Consider the following 20,835-nt stretch of genomic DNA (forward strand, 5'->3'; position numbering starts at 1 on the left):
CGACCGCGGCTCACAACGTCGGGCTTGCAAGCTGACGCGTGCCGCCACATCTTCTTTGCTGATGAGCGACGAAAGCAAGCCCCCGGTTCCGTCCGCCAATCGCCCGCCGGCCGAGCGCCGTTCGGACTCTGCCGCGATTGACGCATTCGTTCGCCAGGCACGCGCGCTGGCCACCGGCAAGGCCAATGGCCGGCTGGTGCTGGCGCTCGACGCGACGATGAGCAGGCAGCCAACCTGGGACCTCGCCTGCGAGCTGCAGGGCCAGATGTTCGATGCCGTCGGCAAGACCGGCAGGCTGAACGTGCAACTCGTCTATTTTCGCGGGCTTGGCGAATGCCGGGCGTCGAAGTTCGTTGCCGAAACCGGATCGCTCAAGCAGTTGATGACGTCGATCCAGTGTCGCAGCGGTCAGACGCAAATCGGCAAGGTGCTGGCGCATGCGCTCAAGGAAACAGCCACCGCCAAGGTCGACGCACTGGTCTATATTGGCGATGCGATGGAAGAAAACATCGACGAACTGGCCGAGAAGGCCGGCAAGCTCGGTTTGCTGGGGGTTCCGGCCTTCGTCTTTCAGGAAGGGCATGATGCCGATGCCGAGCGCGCCTTCAAGGAGATCGCGCGGCTCACGAAGGGCGCCTGGTTCCGCTTTGACCGCAAGGCCGCTACGACCTTGTCGCAACTGCTGTCGGCGGTGGCGATCTTTGCAACAGGCGGCATCAAGGCGCTGGAGGCGAGGGGCCGGCCGGAGGACATTTTGATGATCGAGCATCTCAGGGGCGGCAAGGCACCATGACAGTCTTCGCCGTCATAGCCGCGATACTGATCTTTTCGGGCCTGGCGCTTACCGCATTCCTGCGCACCGATGCGACCCAGCTTGCGCGTGCGCTGAAAATGGCGGGCCCGTTCGTTCTGGCATTGGTGGGCGTGGTCTTGTTGCTGCTGGGCCGGGCAGCTGTCGGCGGCGGCCTGATCTCGGCGGCGCTGGCCTGGTATGCAGCAAGCAGGAAGGGGATGTCTGCCCGTCGAACGCCGGGGCGGCGTTCGACCGTACGGACCGCGGCGCTCGAAATGGAACTCGATCACGACACTGGTGGCCTGCAGGGATTTGTCCTGGCTGGCCACCAGGAAGGCAAGTCGCTGGCCTCACTCGGCCTGACCGAACTGAAGGCACTCTACCAGGAGCTTTCCGGCGATCCGGAAAGCCGCCAGCTACTTGAGACCTATCTTGACGGCCGTTTTCCCGTTTGGCGAGAAGACGCGCAACCTGACCGAAACGACGGGCAGCGTGTTGCGCCAGGTTCTGGCGCCATGACTAAGGAGGAGGCCTACAAGGTCCTTGGTCTTGAAGCGGGGGCCGCCGCGGCGGATGTCCGCAAGGCGCATCGACGACTGATTCAGCGCCTGCATCCCGATCTCGGAGGCTCGTCTTTCCTCGCGGCGAGGATCAACGAAGCCAAGGACGTCCTTCTCTCCGATCATCACTAGACTCTCCTTCGACACGGTACTTTCCAGGAGGTTGAGGTGTGCCTACTGCGCGATGGCGTAGCAGGCGATCTTCTTCTTCTTCAGCGCGTTGCAGGCATTCCAGGCAGAGTCCTTGGAATCGAAGCCGGCAAAGCGGGCACGGAAGTAGGTCACACCGCCCTTTTCAAAGGGCATGGTGTAGGCGGAGGCATCGGCCAGAACCGTCGGAACCTTCTTGGCGGTCTTGTCGAGGATGGCACGCGCCTCACCGTCGCTCGGCGAAGACGCGACCTGGATGGCCCAACCTGATGGAACCGACGCGGTCTTCATCTGGTCGAGAGCCTGGACGGCAGGGGCGGGCTGTTCGGCGTAAGCCTGCTCGACACCAGCCGGTTCGCTCGGGGCACGATCCTTGGCCTTGCGGATCTGGAACGGGATCTTGCCGCCAAACCGTTCTGTCGCAGCCATGGCGATCTTCGGCTGAGCTGCAGCGGTGATGGTCGGCTTCGGCGCAGGCACGGCAGCTGCCACGACTTCCTCGACGCTCTCAACAGCCTCGTCCTGCGAAGCATCGGCGACCTCGACCAGATCGGCCTCGGGGCGCATGTCGGGGGTTGGCGCGTTGCGCTTGGGCAACTGGGCTTTTGCCACTGCGACGGCCGGCATCGGGGTATCGGTCTTGGCGATCAGGTCGCCACCGCCACGCCTGGAGGCCTGCGGCATGTAGGTCTTGATCAGTTGCGCCATCTGGTTGTCGCGGCTGGCGCCGCTGGTGCCGCCGAGAACCACGGCGACGATGCGGCGATTGCCGTCCTGCACCGAAGACACCAGATTGAATCCCGAAGCGCGGGTGTAGCCGGTCTTGATGCCATCGACGCCCTTGATGCGGCCGAGCAGGCGATTGTGATTTGCGATGCGCTGGCGGCCGAAGGCGAAGCTGCGCGTCGAGAAGTAGCTGTAATATTGCGGGAAATGCTCACGCAGCGCGATGCCGAGCTTGGCCATGTCGCGCGCGGTGGTGAACTGGGCGGTGTTGGGCAGGCCGTTGGCATTGCGGAACACAGTGCCTTTCATGCCGAGGCTGCGCGCCTTGGCCGTCATCATGCGGGCGAAGTTTTCCTCGGAGCCGCCGATCATTTCGCCGAGTGCCGTCGAGGCGTCGTTGGCCGAGCGCGTGATGAGCGAAAGGATGGCAGATTCGACGCTGATCGAGCCGCCCGCCTTGACGCCGATCTTGGTCGGCGGTTCGGCAGCCGCGTTCTTGGAGAACACGACCTTGGAATCTTTCTGGATCCGGCCCTTCGAAAGCGCCTCGAAGGTCAGATAAAGCGTCATCATCTTGGTCAGCGACGCCGGATAGCGCCGGGAATCGGCGCTCGACGAGTGAAGCGTCTCGCCGGTGTTCGCATCGATGACGATGGCTGCGTATCTGCTGTCTTTTTTCGCCGCCGAAACAGGGGCGATAGACACCAGGCCGATGGCTGCGGCGAGGGTGAAAACCATGAACGATTTGATGGAGATAGCCGACTTCAGCACTTTACCCGGCAACGCTTGACGCACTGTTACACCCTTGAATTATTGTTGCATGAGGGGCGGCAAAGGTTCCTGCCCCGTATCGATGCACAGTAGGGTCACAGCGTTACCAATCCGTTTATGGTAACCGGCTCGTTCACACTTTTGCTTGGGCTTTAGTCTAACTTTAGCGAATGGGGTCGTCGTTTTCGGCGATGCGGAATGACGTCGGGTCAGTTGACATTTTGTGCGCTGCACAATATCTAGGCTGCATCGCACAATCACATAGCGCAGCGCTCAGAACCCGAAAGGATGCAGCGATGACCCAGACCTATGAAGATTTCAGCAAATACGGCAAGGAATTCGTCGACACCGGCCTGAAGAGCTTCGCTTCGCTCTCCAAGGGCGCGCAGGCGATCGCCACCGAGACCACCGACTACACCAAGAAGAGCTTCGAGACCGGCGCTGCCACCTTCGAAAAGCTGCTCGGCGTGAAGTCGCTCGAAAAGGCCGTCGAAATCCAGACCGACTATGCCAAGCAGGCATATGAAGGTTTTGTCGCCGAGGCTACCAAGCTCGGCGAACTGTATGCCGAACTCGCCAAGGACGCCTACAAGCCGTTTGAGTCGCTCGTCGCCAAGGCGAAGTGATCGACTGATCCCTGATTTCAGGGGGCTGGATCGAAAGATCCGCCAGATAAGACCCGGTTGCGCCCGCGCAGCCGGGTTTTTTGTTTTTCTTTTGCACAAGTGCTTCACGTTTATGGCAATTCGGGCCATGCCGCCCCCGTCACCATATTGTCAGCACGTCAGAAGGGCTTAAAATCCCTCCGATGACACCTACATGACGAAGTGTCGGAATTGATGAAGGGCAGAACCAGATTGACGACCGGCTTGGAAGCCACGAACGACGTCGTGGCGCGGATGCAGAACGGTGACGAGGGAGGCAACGGCCCAGGCCGCGGCACGGCTGTCATCACCCGTACGAAGACCAAGACCAAGCGGCCGAGCCTCTACCGAGTGCTCATCCTCAATGACGACTACACCCCGATGGAGTTCGTCGTGCACGTGCTCGAACGCTTTTTCCAGAAGGACAAGGAGGCCGCTACCCGCATCATGTTGCATGTCCATAATCATGGCGTCGGCGAATGCGGGATCTACACCTTCGAAGTGGCCGAGACCAAAGTGTCCCAGGTCATGGATTTCGCCAGACAGAACCAGCATCCGCTGCAATGCGTGATGGAGAAGAAGTGAGGTATTGAATGCCGGCTTTCTCCCAGGGCCTCGAAAAAGCGCTGCATCAGGCGTTGACGCTCGCCAACGAGCGTCACCACGAATATGCAACCCTCGAACATCTGCTGCTCGCCCTCATCGACGACAATGAGGCAGCGGCGGTCATGCGTGCCTGCAACGTCGATCTCGACGAACTCAAGCAGACAGTGCTGACCTATATCGACACCGAGCTCGACAATCTCGTCACCGGCTACGACGAAGATTCAAAGCCGACCGCCGGTTTCCAGCGCGTCATCCAGCGCGCCGTCATTCACGTCCAGTCGTCCGGCCGCGAGGAAGTGTCCGGTGCCAATGTGCTCGTTGCGATCTTCGCCGAGCGCGAAAGCCACGCCGCCTATTTCCTGCAGGAACAGCAGATGACCCGTTACGACGCGGTCAACTACATCTCGCATGGCATCGCCAAGCGTCCTGGTGCTGCCGAGACCCGCAGCCCGCGCGGCGCCGATGAAGAGCAGCACGGTTCGAACGGCGAGGCGGGCGAAGAGACTGGCAAGGGCAAGAAGCAGCAGGATGCCCTGACCGCCTATTGCGTCAATCTCAATGTCAAGGCCCGCGCCGGCAAGATCGACCCGCTGATCGGGCGCGAGTCCGAGATCAACCGCACCATCCAGGTGCTGTGCCGCCGTTCCAAGAACAACCCGCTCTATGTCGGCGATCCCGGCGTCGGCAAGACGGCTATCGCCGAGGGCCTCGCCAAGCGCATCGTCGAAGGCGACGTGCCGGAAGTGCTCGAGGATGCCACCATCTTCGCGCTCGACATGGGCACGCTGCTGGCCGGCACACGCTATCGCGGTGATTTCGAAGAGCGCCTGAAGCAGGTCGTCAAGGAGCTCGAGGAGTATCCGGGCGCGGTGCTGTTCATCGACGAAATCCACACGGTGATCGGCGCTGGTGCGACGTCGGGTGGGGCAATGGACGCCTCCAACCTGCTCAAGCCGGCGCTGTCTTCGGGTGCGATCCGCTGCATCGGCTCGACCACTTACAAGGAGTTCCGCCAGTTCTTCGAGAAGGACCGGGCGCTCGTCCGCCGTTTCCAGAAGATCGACGTCAACGAGCCGACTGTCGACGATGCCATCGAGATCATGAAGGGCCTCAAGCCCTATTACGAAGAGTTCCACAAGGTGAAGTTCACCAACGAGGCCATCAAGGCCGCGGTGGAGCTGTCGGCTCGCTACATCAACGACCGCAAGCTGCCCGACAAGGCGATCGACGTGATCGACGAGACGGGTGCGTCGCAGATGCTGTTGCCCGAAGGCAAGCGCAAGAAGACGATCGGCATCAAGGAGATCGAAGCGACGATCGCCACCATGGCGCGTATCCCGCCGAAGACTGTCTCCGCCGACGACGAGAAGGTGCTGGCCGGCCTCGAGGTCGAACTGCAGCGCGTCGTCTACGGCCAGGACACGGCGATCACGGCGCTTACCTCGGCGATCAAGCTGGCACGTGCCGGCCTGCGTGAACCGGAGAAGCCGATCGGCTCCTACCTGTTCTCGGGCCCGACCGGCGTCGGCAAGACCGAAGTGGCAAAGCAGCTCGCTTTGTCGCTGGGTGTCGAACTGATCCGCTTCGACATGTCGGAATACATGGAGCGCCATACCGTAAGCCGGCTGATCGGCGCGCCTCCCGGTTATGTCGGCTTCGACCAGGGTGGTCTTTTGACCGACGGCGTCGACCAGCATCCGCATTGCGTGCTGCTGCTCGACGAAGTGGAAAAGGCCCATCCCGACCTGTTCAACATCCTGTTGCAGGTCATGGACCATGGCAAGCTGACCGACCACAACGGCAAGCAGATCGACTTCCGCAATGTCATCCTGATCATGACCACCAATGCGGGCGCGTCGGATGCGCAGCGTGCAGCGATCGGGTTCGGGTCGACCAAACGCGAAGGCGACGATGTCGAGGCGATCAACCGGCTGTTCACGCCGGAGTTCCGCAACCGTCTCGACGCCATCATCCCGTTCGGCTCGCTGCCGGTGCCGGTGGTGCATCAGGTCGTGCAGAAGTTCGTCATGCAGTTGGAAGCGCAGCTTTCCGAGCGTGGCGTGACCTTCGACCTGTCGCCGGATGCCATCGCCTGGCTGGCCGAAAAGGGTTACGACGAACGCATGGGCGCGCGCCCGCTCGGCCGCGTCATCCAGGAGCACATCAAGAAGCCGCTGGCTGACGAAGTGCTGTTCGGCAAGCTCAGGAAGGGCGGCACGGTGCGTGTCACCGTCGAGAAGAAGGAAACCGGCGAATCTGGCCTGAAGCTCGAGACGCTGGCCGACGAAGTGCCGGTGAAGCCGAAGAAGGAAGATCCGGCCGATCGCCCGAAACTCAAGAAGGCGGCCGCCAAGAAGCCGGCGCCCAAGAAGGTTGTGGCGGCAAAGCCGAAGTCCGACCCGAAGGGCAAGGATGGCGGCAAGCGCAGCCTGGTTCCGCAACTGCCCCGCAAGGGCTGATCGCAAGAATGAAGAAGCCCCGGAAACGGGGCTTCTTTTTTGGCTGCCCAATTGCCGGGAAGTGCCGTCAGGCGACGATCGGGCTTTCGACGCGGTTGCGGCCGAGCCGCTTGGCCCGGTAAAGCCAGGTGTCGGCGTCCCTGATCATCTGTTCGGCTGAAACCGGGCCGCTCTTCACAGTCGTCACCCCGATGCTGACCGTGGTGCTCAGCCCGGGTTCGGCCAGGGTCATGGCTGCGACCGCGGCGCGAAGACGTTCGGCGAGGATCGTCGCGTCCCCGGCGTTCAGGTCCTGGCAGACGGCGACGAACTCCTCGCCTCCATAGCGGAACAGGCGGTCGCCGCTGCGCAGCGCGCCGTCCAGCGATCGTGCGACTTCCTTCAGTACCTTGTCGCCAGTGACATGGCCGTACTGGTCGTTGATGCTCTTGAAGTGGTCGATGTCGATCATCAGCAGGCTCACCGGCATGCGGTCGGCCAGCGAGCGGTCGATCAGCGACTGTGCCACCGCTTCGAAATGTCCGCGGTCGCTTGTGCCGGTCAGCGTGTCCTTGCCGGTCTTTTGCAGCAGGTCCTCGTAGCGGTGGCGAAATGTCAGGCGATCGAAGACCTTGAGCAGTGGTTCGGGACCGGCCAGTGCCGGCCTGGTGTCGACATAGCGCAAATAGATGACGAGCATCGCGCTGTAGAGGGCCGCCGCTGCCATCTTGGCGATCCAGCCGCCATAGAGCGCGCTGATCGGCACGCCCGACACGAGGTGAAGGCCAAGAAAGAACATCAACTGGTCGAAGGTAAGAACCAGTGCGGCGCTCAGGAATATGCGCTTGAACAAGGTGTTGGCGATACGCTGGCCGAGCTTCTCGTAGATCAGGATCAGCGCGATGCTGTCGAGGAACAGCAGCGCCGTTCCCCAGACCATCAGCACGCCCATGTCGTCAAGGAAGGTCAGGTCAGGCTGGTGGCCGGGCATTTCCGCGACATCGCCATAGAGGCGCAGGATCAGGGCCAGTGCCACCATCAGGCAGTTGCCGATCAACAGCCCATAGATCGGCTGGCGCACCGTTTCGGCGTCCTCCTTGATATAGAGCAGGAGAAACATCAGCAGCTTGCCGGAGAACATGACCGTCGAGCCGGGCGATATCAGGCCGAAAGGCAGCTGAACGAAGAATACGGCGGCGAGGTAGGTCTCGAGGAAGTGCATCACCCCAAGCACGCAAACGAAGATTCCGATGCCGAATCTGTGGCGTGAATGAAAAACCGCAGCCATGGTCACGAAGTAGATCAGCGCCTGCAAGACCAGCAGCAATGCACCTGTCATGACGTGGCTGTTCCTCGCTTCCCACCCATGGCCTACCTACATCTTTACAGTGCGTAAACCGTTAATATGCCGTCGCTTCGGGGAGTTGGCATGATATGGCGCCGTCTGGGCGAGGGGCACAAGGCGCAAGTCGATTGCGCCAGACGGACGCAAGCGCTGACTTGGCCGAAAGGCCATGCTATGCGCGTTTTCGATGCCTGCTGATCCCGTATCTTCATTGCCGAGCCTGTCGACACGCCGCCTCTGGTACCTCCGAGGCGTGCGGGCCGCCTTCTCGATCCCTGGCCTGATCCTCGCCAGCGCTTTCATCGGCTTTGCCGGGCTCGCCAAGGAGGCGGGGCTAACGCTGGCGCAGACCGTTTTCATGGTCGGCATGGTCTGGGCGCTGCCGGCCAAGGTGGTGCTGATCGGCGCCATCCTGTCTGGCGCTTCGCTGCCGGCAGCGGCTTTTGCAGTCGCGCTGTCGTCGATCCGGCTTACACCGATGGTTGTGGCGCTCGTGCCCGAATTGCGTGGGCCAAAGACGCCGCGCTGGGTGCTCTATTTCCTGTCGCACTTCGTCGCCGTCACTTCCTGGGTGCTGGCGATGGAGCGGCTGCGCGGCATCCCGCGCGAACTGCGCACCAGTTATTATGCCGGGCTCGGATCGACGCTTGTCCTGTTCAACATGCTGGTCACGGCGGTTGTCTATCTCGTCGCCGACAGCCTGCCACCAGCGGTCTCGGCGGCACTGTTCCTGCTCACGCCGATGTATTTCCTGACCTCGCTGTGGGGCTCGGCGCGCGAGCGGGCAGGGCATGTCGCGATGGTCCTCGGGCTCATCCTCGGACCGCTTCTCCATCTCGTCGTACCCGGCTTCGACCTGCTCGGCGCCGGACTGATCGGTGGCGGGGCAGCCTTCGCCTGCCATCGCCTGTCGCGCCGGAAGGCACCGGCATGACCTTCGACGCAATCGACGCCTGGTGGTGGCCGTTCCTGTTCATCCTCGTCGGCGGGTGGCTCGCTACTGACGCCTGGCGCTTTCTCGGTGTCTATCTCGGCGACCGCCTCAGCGAGGATTCCGACCTGCTCGTGCTGGTCAGGGCGCTCGCCACCGCACTCGTCGCCGCCGTCATCGGCAATCTGATCGTCTTCCCCAGCGGAGCGCTCGTCGATACGGCCCTCGCCTTGCGTATCGGCGCCGCCGGCGGCGGCTTTGCTGCCTATCTGCTCTTAGGACGGAAGATACTCGTGGGTATCGTCGCGGCCGAATTCATCTTGCTGGTCGGCTTGTGGATTAAGTGAGCCAGGAATGCGAGGCGGGCCACGTCACGCTCTAGTTCACGAAGCTGCTCGAAATTCTGCATGTCATATTCACGACAGCACAATTACCGAGGTCTATAGTCCCCAAGGGGTTGGGGGACCCGTAGTGGCTGAATTACAGGCAACAAGGGCAGCACTCCGGCAAGAAACTGACGCCTTGCTGGCCGTTAAAGGGTAGGCATTGTTGTGGCGTTTGTCGCCTGGAAGGTGGCGGATCAACTCGCCCTGGCTGCAGAAAGTCGGACACTGTAGAGGCCTTTGCGCGATTGGCGGTGGGTGCCATCACCTTTGTGGTCTGGCGGCTGGGCATGGCAGTCTACGATGCGTTCGGCAGGCGGGTTGCCCAGTCGACGTTATCGCCGACCTGAAGGCGCTGCGCCAGTTACGCACCCGCCAGCGCAGCCCTGATCTTCTCCGCATTGGCCGCCAACACCTCAGGCTTCTCCATCACCGCGGCATGCCCCTTGGGAGCGACGCCTTCAAAGCGTGGGACGATGTGGACGTGGAGATGGAACACAGTCTGGCCGGCCGCTGCCTCGTTGAACTGCGAAATCACGATGCCGTCGGCATCAAAGGCTTGCTGCGCGGCTCGTGCCACCTTCTGGACTGCAGAAAACAGCTTGGCGAATGTTGCTGGCGCGGCGTCGAGGAGGTTGCGCGACGGCGTCTTGGGGACAACGAGCGTATGCCCGGTGCTCTGCGGCATCACATCCATGAACGCAACCACGGCGTCGTCTTCGTAGACCCGATGCGCGGGAATCTCGCCGCGCAGGATCTTGGCGAAGATGTTGTTTGGATCGTAAGCGGCGCTCGACATGGCCTATCCCGTTTGCTGCGATTTCGTGGTGGATGTTTCGGCGCTGGCAGGCGGAACGTCAAGCTGCGGAAGGCCGTAAGGAGCAAAGTTGAACTACATCTATCTGATCGTGGCGGTGGCCTTCGAGGTCGTCGCGACCTCCGCGCTGAAGGAAACCAATGGCTTCACGCGGCTATGGCCGTCGGTCATCGCGCTCGCTGGCTATGCCTGCGCGTTCTACTTCCTGTCGCTGGTGCTGCGCCAGGTGCCGGTCGGCATCGTCTACGCCATGTGGTGTGGCGCCGGAATCGTTTTCATCACGGCGATTGCCTGGATCTGGTTTCGTCAGGCGCTCGATCTGCCCGCGTTGATCGGAATCGGGCTGATCATGGCTGGTGTCATGGTGATCAACCTGTTCTCGAAATCGATTGTCCATTGAAGCTCAGTCGCGCCTGAACGGGCCGTGCTCCTCGAGATATTCGCCGATCTGGGCGACCTCCCGACGCTCGCGCTCGAGATACTCGGCGACCGCCCGGCGCAGGCCGGGGTGTACGATGTAGTGTGCTGATTGGGTCGTGACCGGGCGATAGCCGCGCGCCAGCTTGTGCTCGCCTTGAGCGCCTGCCTCCACGACCCTGAGCTTGCGTTCGATGGCGAAGTCGATGGCCTGATGGTAGCAGACCTCGAAATGCAGGAAGGGGTGATCCTCGATGCAGCCCCAGTTGCGGCCGTAAAGCGTGTCCGAGCCGATGAAGTTGATCGCGCCAGCGATGTAGCGCCCGCCGCGCCTAGCCATGACCAGCAGCACGTCGTCGGCCATGCGTTCGCCGATCAGCGAGAAAAACGTCCTGGTCAGATAGGGTCTGCCCCATTTGCGGCCGCCGGTGTCCATGTAGAAGGCGAAGAAGTCGTCCCAGTGCGCTTCGGTGATGTCCTTGCCAGTCAGGCGCTCGATCGAAATGCCGTCCGCCAGTGCCTCGCGCCGCTCCTTCTTCAGTGCCTTGCGCTTGCGCGAGGCAAGGGTGCAGAGGAAATCGTCATAGCTGCCGAAGCCTTCGTTGAAGAAGTGGAATTGCTGGTCAGTGCGGCGCAGGAACCCTGTGCCTTGGAGGATGTCGACTTCGTCGGCCTCGGCGAAGGTGACATGCGCTGATGACACGCCGACGCCTTCGGCGACGCTGCGCAGCGCCGTTGCCAGCGCCGCCTTTGTCGCAGGTGCCGTGGCGCCCGGAACAGCCAGCAGGCGAGGGCCGGTCGCCGGCGTGAACGGTATCGAGGCCTGGAGCTTGGGATAGTAGCGTCCACCGGCGCGTTCGAAGGCGTCGGCCCAGCCGTGGTCGAAGACGTATTCGCCTTGGCTATGCGATTTGGCGTAGCAGGCAAGCGCACCGAGAAAGGTGCCATCGGCCGTCTCCAGTCGGAGGTGGTGACCTTGCCAGCCGGTCTTGCGAACGGCGCAGCCGGACTCCTCAAGAATGCTCAGAAAATCAAATGAAATGAAAGGGTTGTAGGACGATCCTGCATTGGCTCTGGATGTCCCTGAGAGGGCGTTCCAGTCGTCGCGGCCGAACTCGCTGATGCTTGAGACGACGCGGACGGCATAACCGCCATCCGCACTCGTCGCCCCGACATCGCTCGCATTGCTCATGCGTTGTTACTTACGCTCGATAACAGCCGTTGCAAGGGTCAGGCCACCACCACGGCATCGGGATCGAAGCCTTCAAAGGTCATCTGGTCGGCTTGCGCAAAGGTCGTGCGCACGGCTTCCTGGTCGCGCACCGTCCAGGTGATGACGGGCATGGCGAGTTTGTCACGCACAAAGCTGACAAACCTGTTCGGCAGGTGCGTGACGGAGTACGACACAAACGAGATGCCGTGCGCCAGCATCGAAAAATGCGCTTCGAGCTCGTGATCCAGATCACCCCAGGCGGTCAGTCCGGCCGGAATGCCAGGCGCGTGGCGGGAGAAGTCGCGGATCAGCCAGTGATCGAACGACATGATCGCCACCTTGCCCTTGTAGTTGCGCAAGGCGGCGGCCACCCGTTCGACCAGTTCGCCGTCATGTCCGGGAATGCCCTTGAGCTCGATGACCAGCGGCACGCGTCCGTCGACCAGTTTGAGCATTTCGGCAAGGGTAGGCACGTGATCGGCGGTGCCGCCGACGCGAAGTGCCGCAAGTTCGCGTGTCGTACGCTGCCAGATGAAGCCATCCGTGCCGGTCAGCCGGTTGAGGACGTCGTCATGAAACACGGCGACGTCGCCGTTGGCGGTCAGATGCACGTCGCATTCGATGGCGTAGCCGCGCTGGGCCGCCCGCTCGAAAGCGGACAGCGTGTTTTCCCAGCATGTCTTGTTGAGGTCATGCAGGCCGCGATGGGCGATAGGGCGGGCGGTCAGCCAAGCAAGGTCGGTCATGGAGACGCTCACTCGTGCTCGATGATGGCTTCGATCTCGACTGCGGCATTCAGCGGCAGCGAAGCGACGCCGACGGCCGAGCGCGCATGCTTGCCGCGTTCGCCGAGTGCTGCGACCAGGAAGTCGGATGCGCCGTTGGCGACAAGGTGCTGCTCGGTGAAGTCGGATGACGAGGCGACAAAGACGCTGATCTTGACGATGCGCTTGATCTTTTCGAGGTCGCCAAGCGCAGCCTTGGCCTGGGCCAGGATGTTGACGGCGCACTGCCTGGCAGCTTCCTTGCCGCCTTCGACGTCGACGTCACGGCCGAGCAGGCCGGTGGCGATGAGCTTGCCATCCTTGAGCGGCAACTGGCCGGCGGTGAAGACGAGATTGCCTGATGCCATGAACGGCACGTAGTTGGCAGCGGGGGCAGCGGCTGCGGGCAAGGTGATGCCAAGATCGCTTAGCCGCTTTTCGATTGTTTCGCCCATCGTCTTTCCTTATCTCTGAGTCTCGGGTGGCGGGTGAGGCTGCGCCGAAACTGCTATGTTTGCCTCGCTTCCGCCACGACTTTTTTTAAGGTGGACCATCATTCAAGGCGGCTGGTCATGGCCGCGCCGATCGGAGCCAGTGTATGCGCGCAAAGCGCCTTGTCCTTCTTGCCACCCTGTCCACCATGCTGCTGCCATTGGCCCCGGCTCTCGCGGCTCCCGTGCTTGCGCCGCATCGCGCAGTCTACGATCTGGTACTCGACCAGGCTTCCGACCGGTCGGGAATAACCGGGCTTTCCGGCCGCATGGTCTATGAATTCAACGGCTCCGCCTGCGAGGGATATACGGTCAAGTTCCGCTTCGTGACGCAGATCGCCACCAACGAGAACACGCGGCTGACCGACCAGCAGACGACTACCTTCGAGGATGGCGAGGGCAAGAGCTTCTCCTTCGTCACAAAGTCCTTCGTCGACCAGAATCTCGACCGCGAGGTCAAGGGCACTGCGACGCGCGAAGCCAACGGGCTCAAGGTTGCTTTGGAAAAGCCTGAGGCGGGTTCGGTCGACCTCGCCAAGACTCAGTTCCCGACCCAGCACCTCGTCGAGCTGATCGACAAGGCGGAGAAGGGCGAGACCTTTTATGAAACAAGTCTGTTCGACGGCTCCGAGGATGCCGACAAGGTGATGACCACCACCGTCATCGTCGGCAAGAAGAGCGAGGCGCCCGAGACCGATCCGGAGCGTCCCGCGCTCGCGGCACTTGCCAAGGACAAGTACTGGCCGGTCGACATCGCCTATTTCGACGAGAGCAAGGGCGGCGGCGAAGAAGTGCCGGAGTACCGCATCAGCTTCAAGCTGCACGAAAATGGCCTGACACGCGACCTGGTGATGGATTACGGCGACTTCTCGATGACAGGCAAGCTGGTCAATCTGTCGCTGTTTCCGGTGCCGCAAGGCGAATGCAAGCCGTAGGCTGCAATGGCGGTCTATGTCGACGCGGCAATCTGGAAGTGGGTGGGCCATCGCTGGTGCCACCTGCTTGCCGACGACACCGACGAGTTGCATCGCTTCGCCGCCCAGTTGGGCCTGAAGCGTTCGTCCTATCAGGGGCCGCCCAAGACATCGGCGCCGCATTACGACATCACCGGGTTCGAGCGCGATCGTGCCGTGCGTCTGGGTGCGATCGAATGCAGCCGCGACGAGATCGTGGCCGTGTTTCGCCGCGTGCGCGTGCGCAACTTCAAGCGCCGGGAGCCCAAGGTTGTAGAGGATCCGGTGGAGCAGGAGCCTGGCATGTCGCGCTGGGCTGCCGGCAGTTGACCCCCTCATCTCAAGCGTAGGGAATCGCTGCCGACGATCCTGCAGCCGGGTTGCGGAAATGCCGCGCCTGGAGGCTTCCGGTGAAGAGCTGAAGCGCAGAAAGCCTCGTTTTCCGCGGTAATCAAGCCAGTCACGGGGTTGCGCTCACCAGCCAATACGTCTATATGCCGCCGCATTCCACACACGGACTTCGGTTTCTGCCCGGGAGAAATCCGGCTGAGACCCCCCGGTGGCGTTTAGAGCAATATCGCTAGAAGCGTCATGGTCCGTGGAGGCTAACCGGATAAGGAAATAACGATGGCACTGCCTGATTTCAGCATGCGCCAGCTTCTCGAAGCTGGTTCTCACTTCGGCCACCAGACCCACCGCTGGAACCCGAAGATGGCGCCCTACATCTATGGCGCCCGCAACAACATCCACATCATCGACCTCAGCCAGACCGTGCCGCTGCTGCACCAGGCGCTGAAGCAGATCTCGGACACCGTTTCGCGCGGCGGCCGTGTTCTGTTCGTCGGCACCAAGCGTCAGGCTTCGGATATCGTTGCTGACGCTGCTCAGCGTTCGGCTCAGTACTACGTCAACTCGCGTTGGCTCGGCGGCATGCTGACCAACTGGAAGACGATCTCGAATTCGATCCAGCGCCTGCGCAAGCTCGACGAGCTGCTCGCTGGCGAAGCCCACGGCTTCACCAAGAAGGAGCGCCTGAACCTCGAGCGTGAGCGCGAGAAGCTGGACAAGGCCCTCGGCGGCATCAAGGATATGGGCTCGACGCCGGACCTGATGTTCGTCATCGACACCAATAAGGAAGCCATCGCCATCCAGGAAGCCAAGCGTCTTGGCATTCCGGTTGTCGCGATCATCGACTCCAACTGCGATCCGGACAAGATCGACTTCCCGATCCCCGGCAACGACGACGCTGCCCGCGCCATCCAGCTCTATTGCGATCTGGTTGCCAAGGCTGCGATCGACGGCATCGCCCGCCAGCAGGGCGCGCTCGGTGTCGACATCGGCGCGTCGGCTGAAGTTCCGGTTGAGCCTGCGCTCGACGCGGCTCCGACGACTGAAACGCCCCAGGCGTAATCGCGAAGGCCGGGCAACCGGCCTTCCTTTTCAGGATTGGGCGCAATGAGCGCCGGCGTTCGGCGCATCATCGAACCCTCGGTGGTGCGTTCGCGCATTTTGAAGCAAAGAGGCCACAATGAGCATTTCGGCAGCACAGGTTAAAGAACTCCGCGAACTCTCGGGCGCGGGCATGATGGATTGCAAGGCGGCTCTCACCGAGACCGGCGGCGACATGGAAGCTGCGGTCGACTGGCTGCGCAAGAAGGGTATCTCCAAGGCCGACAAGAAGGCCAGCCGCACCGCGGCCGAGGGCTTGGTCGGCGTTGATGCCGGCGTGCGCGAAGCCGTCGTCGTCGAAGTCAACTCGGAAACCGACTTCGTTGCCCGCAATGCGGCCTTCCAGGAAATCGTCGGCAACGTTGCCAAGGTCGCTCTGGCCTATGGCGACACCGAAGCTGTTGCTGCTGCGAAGTATCCGGGTTCGGACAAGACCGTCGCCGACACCATCAAGGACGCTGTCGGCACCATCGGCGAAAACATGAGCTTCCGCCGTTCGGTCAAGCTTTCGGTTTCCGAAGGCGTCGTTGCGACCTACGTCCACAACGCGGTTGCCGACAACCTCGGCAAGCTTGGCGTTCTGGTTGCGATCGAGACCGCTGGCGATCACAATGCCGCCCGCGCCTTCGCACGCCAGGTTGCCATGCACGTTGCAGCGACCAACCCGCTGGCATTGACGCCTGACGAAGTCGACGCTTCGGCTGTCGAGCGTGAAAAGGCGATCTTCGCCGACCAGGCGCGTCAGTCGGGCAAGCCGGAAAACATCATCGAAAAGATGGTCGAAGGCCGCATGCGCAAGTTCTACGAAGAAGTCGTGCTGCTGAAGCAGGCTTTCGTGCTCAACCCCGACCTGACGGTCGAGGCGGCACTGAAGGACGCCGAAAAGCAGATCGGCGCGCCGGCCAAGATCAGCGGCTACGTTCGCTTCGCGCTCGGTGAAGGCATCGAGAAGGAAGAAAGCGATTTCGCAGCTGAGGTTGCGGCAGCCGTCAAGGGCTAAAAAGTAGCGCTGCATCAAGCGCTTCCTGAGGATAGCCGAAGGGCGCCGCGTGACATCGCGGCGCCCTTCGTGTATCGGAACTGCGATCTTTCAACAGCCGTGAGGAACTCATGACCGCCAAGCCGCTCTACCGGCGTGTTCTGCTTAAGGCGTCGGGTGAAGCCCTGATGGGCGAGCAGCATTTTGGCATCGATGTTTCGGTTGTCGACCGCATCGCTTCCGACATCGCCGAGGCGAGGTCGCTCGGCGTCGAGGTCGGCGTCGTCATCGGCGGCGGCAACATCTTCCGTGGCGTAGCTGTCGCATCCAAGGGGGGCGACCGCGTCACCGGCGACCACATGGGCATGCTTGCCACCGTCATCAATTCGCTGGCTCTGCGCACCTCGCTGGTCAAGCTTGGCGTCGACGCGGTTGTGCTTTCGGCCATCGCCATGCCGGAGCTGTGCGAGAGCTTCTCGCAGCGCCAGGCAACCGCCTACATGGATGCCGGCAAGGTCGTCATCTTTGCCGGCGGCACCGGCAATCCCTTCTTCACCACCGATTCGGCAGCGGCCCTGCGTGCCGCCGAGATCGGCGCCGACGCGCTGTTCAAAGGCACCCAGGTCGACGGGGTCTACTCGGCCGACCCCAAGAAGGATCCTGCCGCGACGCGCTTCGAGCATATCACGCATGCGGAAGTCATCACAAAAGGCCTGTCGATCATGGATACGGCCGCGATTGCTCTTGCGCGTGAAAACAACATCCCGATAATCGTCTATTCGATCCATGAAAAAGGCGGGTTCGGCGAAATATTGAAAGGTGGCGGCCGCTGCACGATTGTTGCGGACGCCTGACGATTGGAACGATGGTCCCGTAACTGGGACCAAGGAGACTGCAATGAGCACGGACTACAGCGATCTACAGCGCCGCATGGAAGGCGCCATCAACGCCTTCAAGCACGACCTTGCCTCGCTGCGCACGGGCCGTGCCTCGAGCAACCTGCTCGACCCGATCCATGTCCAGGCCTACGGCTCATCGATGCCGCTCAACCAGGTTGCGACGGTGTCGGTGCCTGAGCCGCGCATGATCTCGGTTTCGGTCTGGGACAAGTCGATGGTCGGCGCAGTCGACCGCGCCATCCGCGAATCGAATCTCGGTTTCAACCCGATCGTCGACGGCACCAACCTGCGCATTCCGCTGCCGGAGCTCAACGAGCAGCGCCGCAAGGAACTGGTCAAGATTGCCCACACCTACGCCGAGAACGCCAAGGTCGCCACGCGCCATGTGCGCCGCGATGGCATGGATGCGCTCAAGAAGGCCGAGAAGGATGGCGATATCAGCCAGGACGACCAGCGCGTCCAGTCGGAAAAGGTCCAGAAGCTGACCGACGATACGATCAGCCAGGTCGACAGCCTGCTTGCGACCAAAGAAGCCGAGATCATGCAAGTCTAAGCAGCCAAAGGCTGGCCTCGAAAGCGAACGGATGACTACGCCCGCGCATGTCGCGATCATCATGGACGGCAATGGTCGCTGGGCGAAAGCCCGCGGCCTACCGCGCGTTGCGGGGCATCGGGCCGGCGTCGAAGCGCTGCGCCGGACTGTTCGCGCGGCGGCGGACCTCGGCATTTCCTGGCTGACAGTCTACGCGTTTTCCTCGGAGAACTGGTCGCGGCCCAAATCCGAGGTCACCGACCTCATGGGGCTGCTCAAGATCTTCATTCGGCGTGATCTTGCCGAACTGCACAACAGTGGCGTGCGCGTCCAGATCATCGGCGACAGGGCAACGCTGCAGCCCGACATCCGCAGCCTGCTTGAGGAAGCCGAAACGCTGACATCGGGCAATGACACGCTGACGCTGGTCATCGCATTCAACTATGGCGGGCGCGACGAGATCGCACGGGCGGCGCGCCGGCTGGCGGAGGCGGTCAAGCGTGGCGACATCGCCAGCGAGCAGATCACGCCTGAGCTGTTTGCCGAAGAGCTCGACACATCCGGTATTCCCGACCCGGATCTGGTCATTCGCACCAGTGGCGAAATCCGCCTGTCTAATTTCCTGCCCTGGCAGTCGGCCTATAGCGAACTGATCTTCCAGCCTTGCTACTGGCCGGATTTCACCCGCGAGCACCTGTCGGAAGCCTTGCGCGAATATACCGGCCGCGAACGCCGTTTCGGCGGGCTTGCAGCCCGCGACGTCGCCTCGTGACCTTGCCATGAGCAATCTCCAGCTCCGGACAATTTCAGCCATCGTGCTGGCCGCTGCGGTGCTGTTGCTCACCTGGTTGGGCGGGCTGCCATTCAGGATGCTGACCGCGGCGATCGCGCTCGCCATCTTCTACGAGTGGTCGCGCATGTCGCGGCCAAACAGCGAAACCGGCTGGGCTGGCGGCAACCTCAACATGTTGCCGGAAGTGCTGATCCTGATGTTTGCCGGTGCGTTGGTCGCGGGGATTCCGGCACTCGCCCTGATCATCCTGGCCGCCGTCTTCACGCTCATCCTGTGGGGTCTGGGCAAGCTGCGCGGAGCAGGGGCGTGGGAAGCTGCCGGCTTTGGCTATGCCGCGCTCTCCGGCCTGTCTCTGGCCCTGCTGCGCGGCAACGACGCATCCGGTCTTGTCGCCATCCTGTTTCTGTTCGCGGTGGTATGGGCGACCGACATCTTTGCCTATTTTGTCGGCCGCAAGGTTGGCGGCCCCAAGCTCGCGCCAGCGATCTCTCCCGGCAAGACGCGCAGTGGCGCGGTTGGTGGCGCGGTTGGCGGCGTTGTAGCGGGGCTTTTGCTGGCCAACTTTGCCGGTAGCGGCAACCTGTTCGCCCTTGCGGCGATCGGGCTGCTGCTTTCGGTGATCTCGCAAGCAGGCGACCTGTTCGAATCATGGGTCAAGCGGCGGCATGGCTACAAGGATTCGGGTTCGCTCATTCCCGGCCATGGCGGCGTGATGGACCGTGTCGATGGGCTTGTCGCGGCCGCATTTGCCCTATACGTCATCGGCTGGATGTCCGGTTCTGCCGATCATCCTGCTCAGGGATTGTTTCCGGCCTGAGCGACCAAGCCAACGAGGCGCAAGCCTCGGGCAAGGCGCGGTGCTTCACTTGGGGCACAACGGTATCTGGTTGAGGGCTTGATTTGAGCGAGTATCTTCCCGCGTTCCTGACTACGGATGGTCTGTTGATCGGCACCATCGTGCCGTTCCTGTTCGTGCTCACCATCGTGGTGTTCGTGCACGAGATGGGCCACTATCTGGTCGGCCGCTGGTGCGGTATCGGCGTCAAAGCCTTTTCGATTGGCTTCGGACCGGAACTCCTCGGCTTCAACGACCGTCGCGGCACGCGCTGGAAGCTGTGTGCCATTCCTCTGGGTGGCTACGTCAAGTTCGTCGGCGACATGAGTGTCACCAGCAAGCCGGACAACGGCGAGGACGACAATCTCAGCCCCGCCGAGCGCAAGATCGCCTTTCATACCCAGCCGGTCTGGAAGCGCGCGGCGACGGTGTTTGCCGGCCCTCTGTTCAATTTCCTTTTGACGATCGCCGTCTTCACCGTGCTGTTTTCGGCCTATGGCCGCTACGTCATGGAGCCGACGGTTGCCGAGGTGCGCGCCGCAAGCCCGGCGGCGAATGCCGGCATGCAGCCAGGCGACCGATTCGTCAGTGTCGACGGCCAACAGGTCGAAACCTTCTCAGACGTTCAGCGCATTGTCTCCGGCCGCGGCGGTGATCCGCTTACCTTCGTGATGATGCGCGACGGCAAGGAAGTCACTGTTACCGCCACGCCAGAAATGATGGAACAGAAGGACGCGCTCGGCAATTCGGTCAAGGTTGCCGTCATCGGCGTCGTAAACAATGAGGAACTGGGGCAACCCAGGCTGATCAGCTACAGCCCGGGAGGTGCCTTTGTGCAGGCGGTTTCGGAAACCGGGCACATCATCGAGCGGACCGGCCAGTTCCTGAAGCGATTCGTCGTTGGCCGCGAGGACAAGTGCCAGCTCGGTGGACCGGTCAAGATTGCCGACATGGCAGGCAAGGCGGCACAGCTGGGCTTTGTCTGGCTGGTGCAATTGGTGGCACTTTTGTCGGTCGGCATCGGTTTTCTGAACCTTCTGCCGATTCCTCCACTCGACGGCGGCCACTTGGCGTTCTATGCAGTTGAAGCTGTCATCAGGCGCCCTGTATCCGAGCGGGCGATGGAGGCTGTATATCGTGTGGGGATGATTCTCGTGCTGGCCTTTATGGGCTTCGTTTTTTGGAACGACCTGTTTGGCTGCTGAAATCATGAAGAATTTTAGGGCCTGCAAGGGGTCCGTTGAGGGAGCGTTTACCATCCGGGGCAGTATGCGTGACGCGAAAGTCACGCTCGCTGGGGAAGTAAGCGCAAATTAACCAGAAGCCTTGCGTGTAGGGAAAATCCA

22 protein-coding genes and 1 pseudogene are annotated in these 20,835 nt (G+C 62.0%); 17 read left to right on the forward strand and 6 right to left on the reverse strand.

Translation table 11 applies throughout. The features are described 5' to 3' along the window. Positions 1-61: 61 nt before the first annotated feature. Both IHE39_RS22670 and IHE39_RS22675 read left to right on the forward strand, forming a co-directional pair. Entirely contained in the window at positions 62-793 is a 732-nt protein-coding gene (locus IHE39_RS22670) for a vWA domain-containing protein (protein ID WP_184767595.1), read from the forward strand. Beyond that, entirely contained in the window at positions 790-1,485 is a 696-nt protein-coding gene (locus tag IHE39_RS22675) for a DnaJ domain-containing protein (protein ID WP_192568052.1), read from the forward strand. Before IHE39_RS22670 ends, IHE39_RS22675 begins: the two co-directional genes overlap by 4 nt. A 42-nt stretch (positions 1,486-1,527) precedes the next feature. Here IHE39_RS22675 and IHE39_RS22680 read toward each other — a convergent pair whose 3' ends face one another. After that, complete coding sequence (locus IHE39_RS22680) at positions 1,528-2,967, reverse strand: D-alanyl-D-alanine carboxypeptidase (protein WP_210327662.1); 1,440 nt, start codon at positions 2,965-2,967, stop codon at positions 1,528-1,530. Positions 2,968-3,296: 329 nt separating this feature from the next. Here IHE39_RS22680 and IHE39_RS22685 point away from each other — a divergent pair, with 329 nt between their 5' ends. From IHE39_RS22685 to clpA, 3 genes are all read left to right on the forward strand, one after another. Next, a complete protein-coding gene (locus tag IHE39_RS22685; protein ID WP_109576093.1) occupies positions 3,297-3,626 on the forward strand; it encodes a phasin family protein in 330 nt (109 codons plus the stop codon). A gap of 273 nt (positions 3,627-3,899) precedes the next feature. Next, complete coding sequence (gene clpS / locus IHE39_RS22690; RefSeq protein ID WP_184767885.1) at positions 3,900-4,229, forward strand: ATP-dependent Clp protease adapter ClpS; 330 nt, start codon at positions 3,900-3,902, stop codon at positions 4,227-4,229. A gap of 8 nt (positions 4,230-4,237) precedes the next feature. Continuing rightward, complete coding sequence (clpA, locus tag IHE39_RS22695) at positions 4,238-6,709, forward strand: ATP-dependent Clp protease ATP-binding subunit ClpA (protein WP_184767599.1); 2,472 nt, start codon at positions 4,238-4,240, stop codon at positions 6,707-6,709. Positions 6,710-6,776: 67 nt separating this feature from the next. On the opposite strand, the gene IHE39_RS22700 is transcribed toward clpA, so the two are convergent. Then, positions 6,777-8,027, reverse strand: a complete 1,251-nt coding sequence (locus IHE39_RS22700; protein WP_192568054.1) for a GGDEF domain-containing protein — start codon at positions 8,025-8,027, stop codon at positions 6,777-6,779. Positions 8,028-8,220: 193 nt separating this feature from the next. On the opposite strand from IHE39_RS22700, the gene IHE39_RS22705 reads away from it, so the two are divergent. Both IHE39_RS22705 and IHE39_RS22710 read left to right on the forward strand, forming a co-directional pair. Beyond that, positions 8,221-8,967 carry an AzlC family ABC transporter permease gene (locus IHE39_RS22705; RefSeq protein ID WP_192568055.1) on the forward strand — a complete coding sequence of 249 codons (747 nt, stop codon included), beginning with the start codon at positions 8,221-8,223 and terminating at the stop codon, positions 8,965-8,967. Further along, positions 8,964-9,311, forward strand: a complete 348-nt coding sequence (locus IHE39_RS22710) for an AzlD domain-containing protein (RefSeq protein ID WP_184767602.1) — start codon at positions 8,964-8,966, stop codon at positions 9,309-9,311. Before IHE39_RS22705 ends, IHE39_RS22710 begins: the two co-directional genes overlap by 4 nt. A 400-nt stretch (positions 9,312-9,711) precedes the next feature. Here IHE39_RS22710 and IHE39_RS22715 read toward each other — a convergent pair whose 3' ends face one another. Next, on the reverse strand, positions 9,712-10,146 hold the full coding sequence (locus IHE39_RS22715) for an HIT family protein (RefSeq protein ID WP_192568056.1): 435 nt from the start codon (positions 10,144-10,146) through the stop codon (positions 9,712-9,714). An 88-nt stretch (positions 10,147-10,234) separates the two neighbouring features. Here IHE39_RS22715 and IHE39_RS22720 point away from each other — a divergent pair, with 88 nt between their 5' ends. After that, positions 10,235-10,564 (forward strand): DMT family transporter, encoded by a 330-nt coding sequence (locus IHE39_RS22720; protein ID WP_192568057.1) that lies wholly within the window; start codon positions 10,235-10,237, stop codon positions 10,562-10,564. 3 nt (positions 10,565-10,567) lie between these two features. On the opposite strand, the gene IHE39_RS22725 is transcribed toward IHE39_RS22720, so the two are convergent. Genes IHE39_RS22725 through IHE39_RS22735 form a run of 3 tightly spaced genes read right to left on the reverse strand, consistent with a single transcriptional unit; the run spans position 10,568 to position 13,013 of the window. Then, positions 10,568-11,773, reverse strand: coding sequence for a GNAT family N-acetyltransferase (locus IHE39_RS22725; RefSeq protein WP_192568058.1), 1,206 nt, complete (start codon positions 11,771-11,773; stop codon positions 10,568-10,570). A gap of 38 nt (positions 11,774-11,811) precedes the next feature. Next, the gene (locus tag IHE39_RS22730; protein ID WP_184767606.1) at positions 11,812-12,540 is read right to left on the reverse strand and encodes a glycerophosphodiester phosphodiesterase; all 729 of its coding nucleotides are present in this window, start codon (positions 12,538-12,540) and stop codon (positions 11,812-11,814) included. 8 nt (positions 12,541-12,548) lie between these two features. Further along, on the reverse strand, positions 12,549-13,013 hold the full coding sequence (locus IHE39_RS22735) for a RidA family protein (protein WP_184767607.1): 465 nt from the start codon (positions 13,011-13,013) through the stop codon (positions 12,549-12,551). 143 nt (positions 13,014-13,156) lie between these two features. Between IHE39_RS22735 and IHE39_RS22740 the strand changes: the two genes are divergently transcribed. From IHE39_RS22740 to rseP, 9 genes and pseudogenes are all read left to right on the forward strand, one after another. Next, positions 13,157-13,984, forward strand: a complete 828-nt coding sequence (locus tag IHE39_RS22740; protein WP_184767608.1) for a cell envelope integrity EipB family protein — start codon at positions 13,157-13,159, stop codon at positions 13,982-13,984. 6 nt (positions 13,985-13,990) lie between these two features. After that, positions 13,991-14,263 (forward strand): annotated as a pseudogene (locus IHE39_RS22745) (DUF4031 domain-containing protein); the annotation flags it as partial. A gap of 366 nt (positions 14,264-14,629) precedes the next feature. After that, on the forward strand, positions 14,630-15,412 hold the full coding sequence (gene rpsB, locus IHE39_RS22750) for a 30S ribosomal protein S2 (RefSeq protein WP_184767610.1): 783 nt from the start codon (positions 14,630-14,632) through the stop codon (positions 15,410-15,412). Between the two features lie 118 nt (positions 15,413-15,530). Continuing rightward, positions 15,531-16,451, forward strand: a complete 921-nt coding sequence (tsf, locus tag IHE39_RS22755) for a translation elongation factor Ts (protein ID WP_184767611.1) — start codon at positions 15,531-15,533, stop codon at positions 16,449-16,451. A 110-nt stretch (positions 16,452-16,561) separates the two neighbouring features. After that, entirely contained in the window at positions 16,562-17,284 is a 723-nt protein-coding gene (gene pyrH / locus IHE39_RS22760; RefSeq protein ID WP_184767612.1) for a UMP kinase, read from the forward strand. Positions 17,285-17,327: 43 nt separating this feature from the next. Then, a complete protein-coding gene (gene frr / locus IHE39_RS22765) occupies positions 17,328-17,882 on the forward strand; it encodes a ribosome recycling factor (RefSeq protein WP_184767613.1) in 555 nt (184 codons plus the stop codon). Continuing rightward, on the forward strand, positions 17,848-18,633 hold the full coding sequence (locus tag IHE39_RS22770; RefSeq protein ID WP_281399395.1) for an isoprenyl transferase: 786 nt from the start codon (positions 17,848-17,850) through the stop codon (positions 18,631-18,633). The genes frr and IHE39_RS22770 overlap by 35 nt, the downstream gene beginning before the upstream one ends. A gap of 7 nt (positions 18,634-18,640) precedes the next feature. After that, a complete protein-coding gene (locus IHE39_RS22775) occupies positions 18,641-19,471 on the forward strand; it encodes a phosphatidate cytidylyltransferase (protein WP_192568061.1) in 831 nt (276 codons plus the stop codon). Positions 19,472-19,554: 83 nt separating this feature from the next. Continuing rightward, a complete protein-coding gene (rseP, locus tag IHE39_RS22780) occupies positions 19,555-20,694 on the forward strand; it encodes an RIP metalloprotease RseP (RefSeq protein ID WP_184767616.1) in 1,140 nt (379 codons plus the stop codon). The last annotated feature ends 141 nt before the right edge of the window (positions 20,695-20,835 follow it).

The organism is Aminobacter carboxidus, assembly GCF_014863355.1.
Classification (GTDB): Bacteria; Pseudomonadota; Alphaproteobacteria; order Rhizobiales; family Rhizobiaceae; genus Aminobacter; species Aminobacter carboxidus.

What these genes read in the sequence shown, in the direction of transcription:
- IHE39_RS22670 (WP_184767595.1), top strand. Translation starts at nt 62, where the DNA reads ATGAGCGACGAAAGCAAGCCCCCGGTTCCGTCCGCCAATCGCCCGCCG.
- IHE39_RS22675 (WP_192568052.1), top strand. Translation starts at nt 790, where the DNA reads ATGACAGTCTTCGCCGTCATAGCCGCGATACTGATCTTTTCGGGCCTG.
- IHE39_RS22680 (WP_210327662.1), bottom strand. Translation starts at nt 2,967, where the DNA reads ATGGTTTTCACCCTCGCCGCAGCCATCGGCCTGGTGTCTATCGCCCCT.
- IHE39_RS22685 (WP_109576093.1), top strand. Translation starts at nt 3,297, where the DNA reads ATGACCCAGACCTATGAAGATTTCAGCAAATACGGCAAGGAATTCGTC.
- clpS (WP_184767885.1), top strand. Translation starts at nt 3,900, where the DNA reads ATGCAGAACGGTGACGAGGGAGGCAACGGCCCAGGCCGCGGCACGGCT.
- clpA (WP_184767599.1), top strand. Translation starts at nt 4,238, where the DNA reads ATGCCGGCTTTCTCCCAGGGCCTCGAAAAAGCGCTGCATCAGGCGTTG.
- IHE39_RS22700 (WP_192568054.1), bottom strand. Translation starts at nt 8,027, where the DNA reads ATGACAGGTGCATTGCTGCTGGTCTTGCAGGCGCTGATCTACTTCGTG.
- IHE39_RS22705 (WP_192568055.1), top strand. Translation starts at nt 8,221, where the DNA reads ATGCCTGCTGATCCCGTATCTTCATTGCCGAGCCTGTCGACACGCCGC.
- IHE39_RS22710 (WP_184767602.1), top strand. Translation starts at nt 8,964, where the DNA reads ATGACCTTCGACGCAATCGACGCCTGGTGGTGGCCGTTCCTGTTCATC.
- IHE39_RS22715 (WP_192568056.1), bottom strand. Translation starts at nt 10,146, where the DNA reads ATGTCGAGCGCCGCTTACGATCCAAACAACATCTTCGCCAAGATCCTG.
- IHE39_RS22725 (WP_192568058.1), bottom strand. Translation starts at nt 11,773, where the DNA reads ATGAGCAATGCGAGCGATGTCGGGGCGACGAGTGCGGATGGCGGTTAT.
- IHE39_RS22730 (WP_184767606.1), bottom strand. Translation starts at nt 12,540, where the DNA reads ATGACCGACCTTGCTTGGCTGACCGCCCGCCCTATCGCCCATCGCGGC.
- IHE39_RS22735 (WP_184767607.1), bottom strand. Translation starts at nt 13,013, where the DNA reads ATGGGCGAAACAATCGAAAAGCGGCTAAGCGATCTTGGCATCACCTTG.
- IHE39_RS22740 (WP_184767608.1), top strand. Translation starts at nt 13,157, where the DNA reads ATGCGCGCAAAGCGCCTTGTCCTTCTTGCCACCCTGTCCACCATGCTG.
- rpsB (WP_184767610.1), top strand. Translation starts at nt 14,630, where the DNA reads ATGGCACTGCCTGATTTCAGCATGCGCCAGCTTCTCGAAGCTGGTTCT.
- tsf (WP_184767611.1), top strand. Translation starts at nt 15,531, where the DNA reads ATGAGCATTTCGGCAGCACAGGTTAAAGAACTCCGCGAACTCTCGGGC.
- pyrH (WP_184767612.1), top strand. Translation starts at nt 16,562, where the DNA reads ATGACCGCCAAGCCGCTCTACCGGCGTGTTCTGCTTAAGGCGTCGGGT.
- frr (WP_184767613.1), top strand. Translation starts at nt 17,328, where the DNA reads ATGAGCACGGACTACAGCGATCTACAGCGCCGCATGGAAGGCGCCATC.
- IHE39_RS22775 (WP_192568061.1), top strand. Translation starts at nt 18,641, where the DNA reads ATGAGCAATCTCCAGCTCCGGACAATTTCAGCCATCGTGCTGGCCGCT.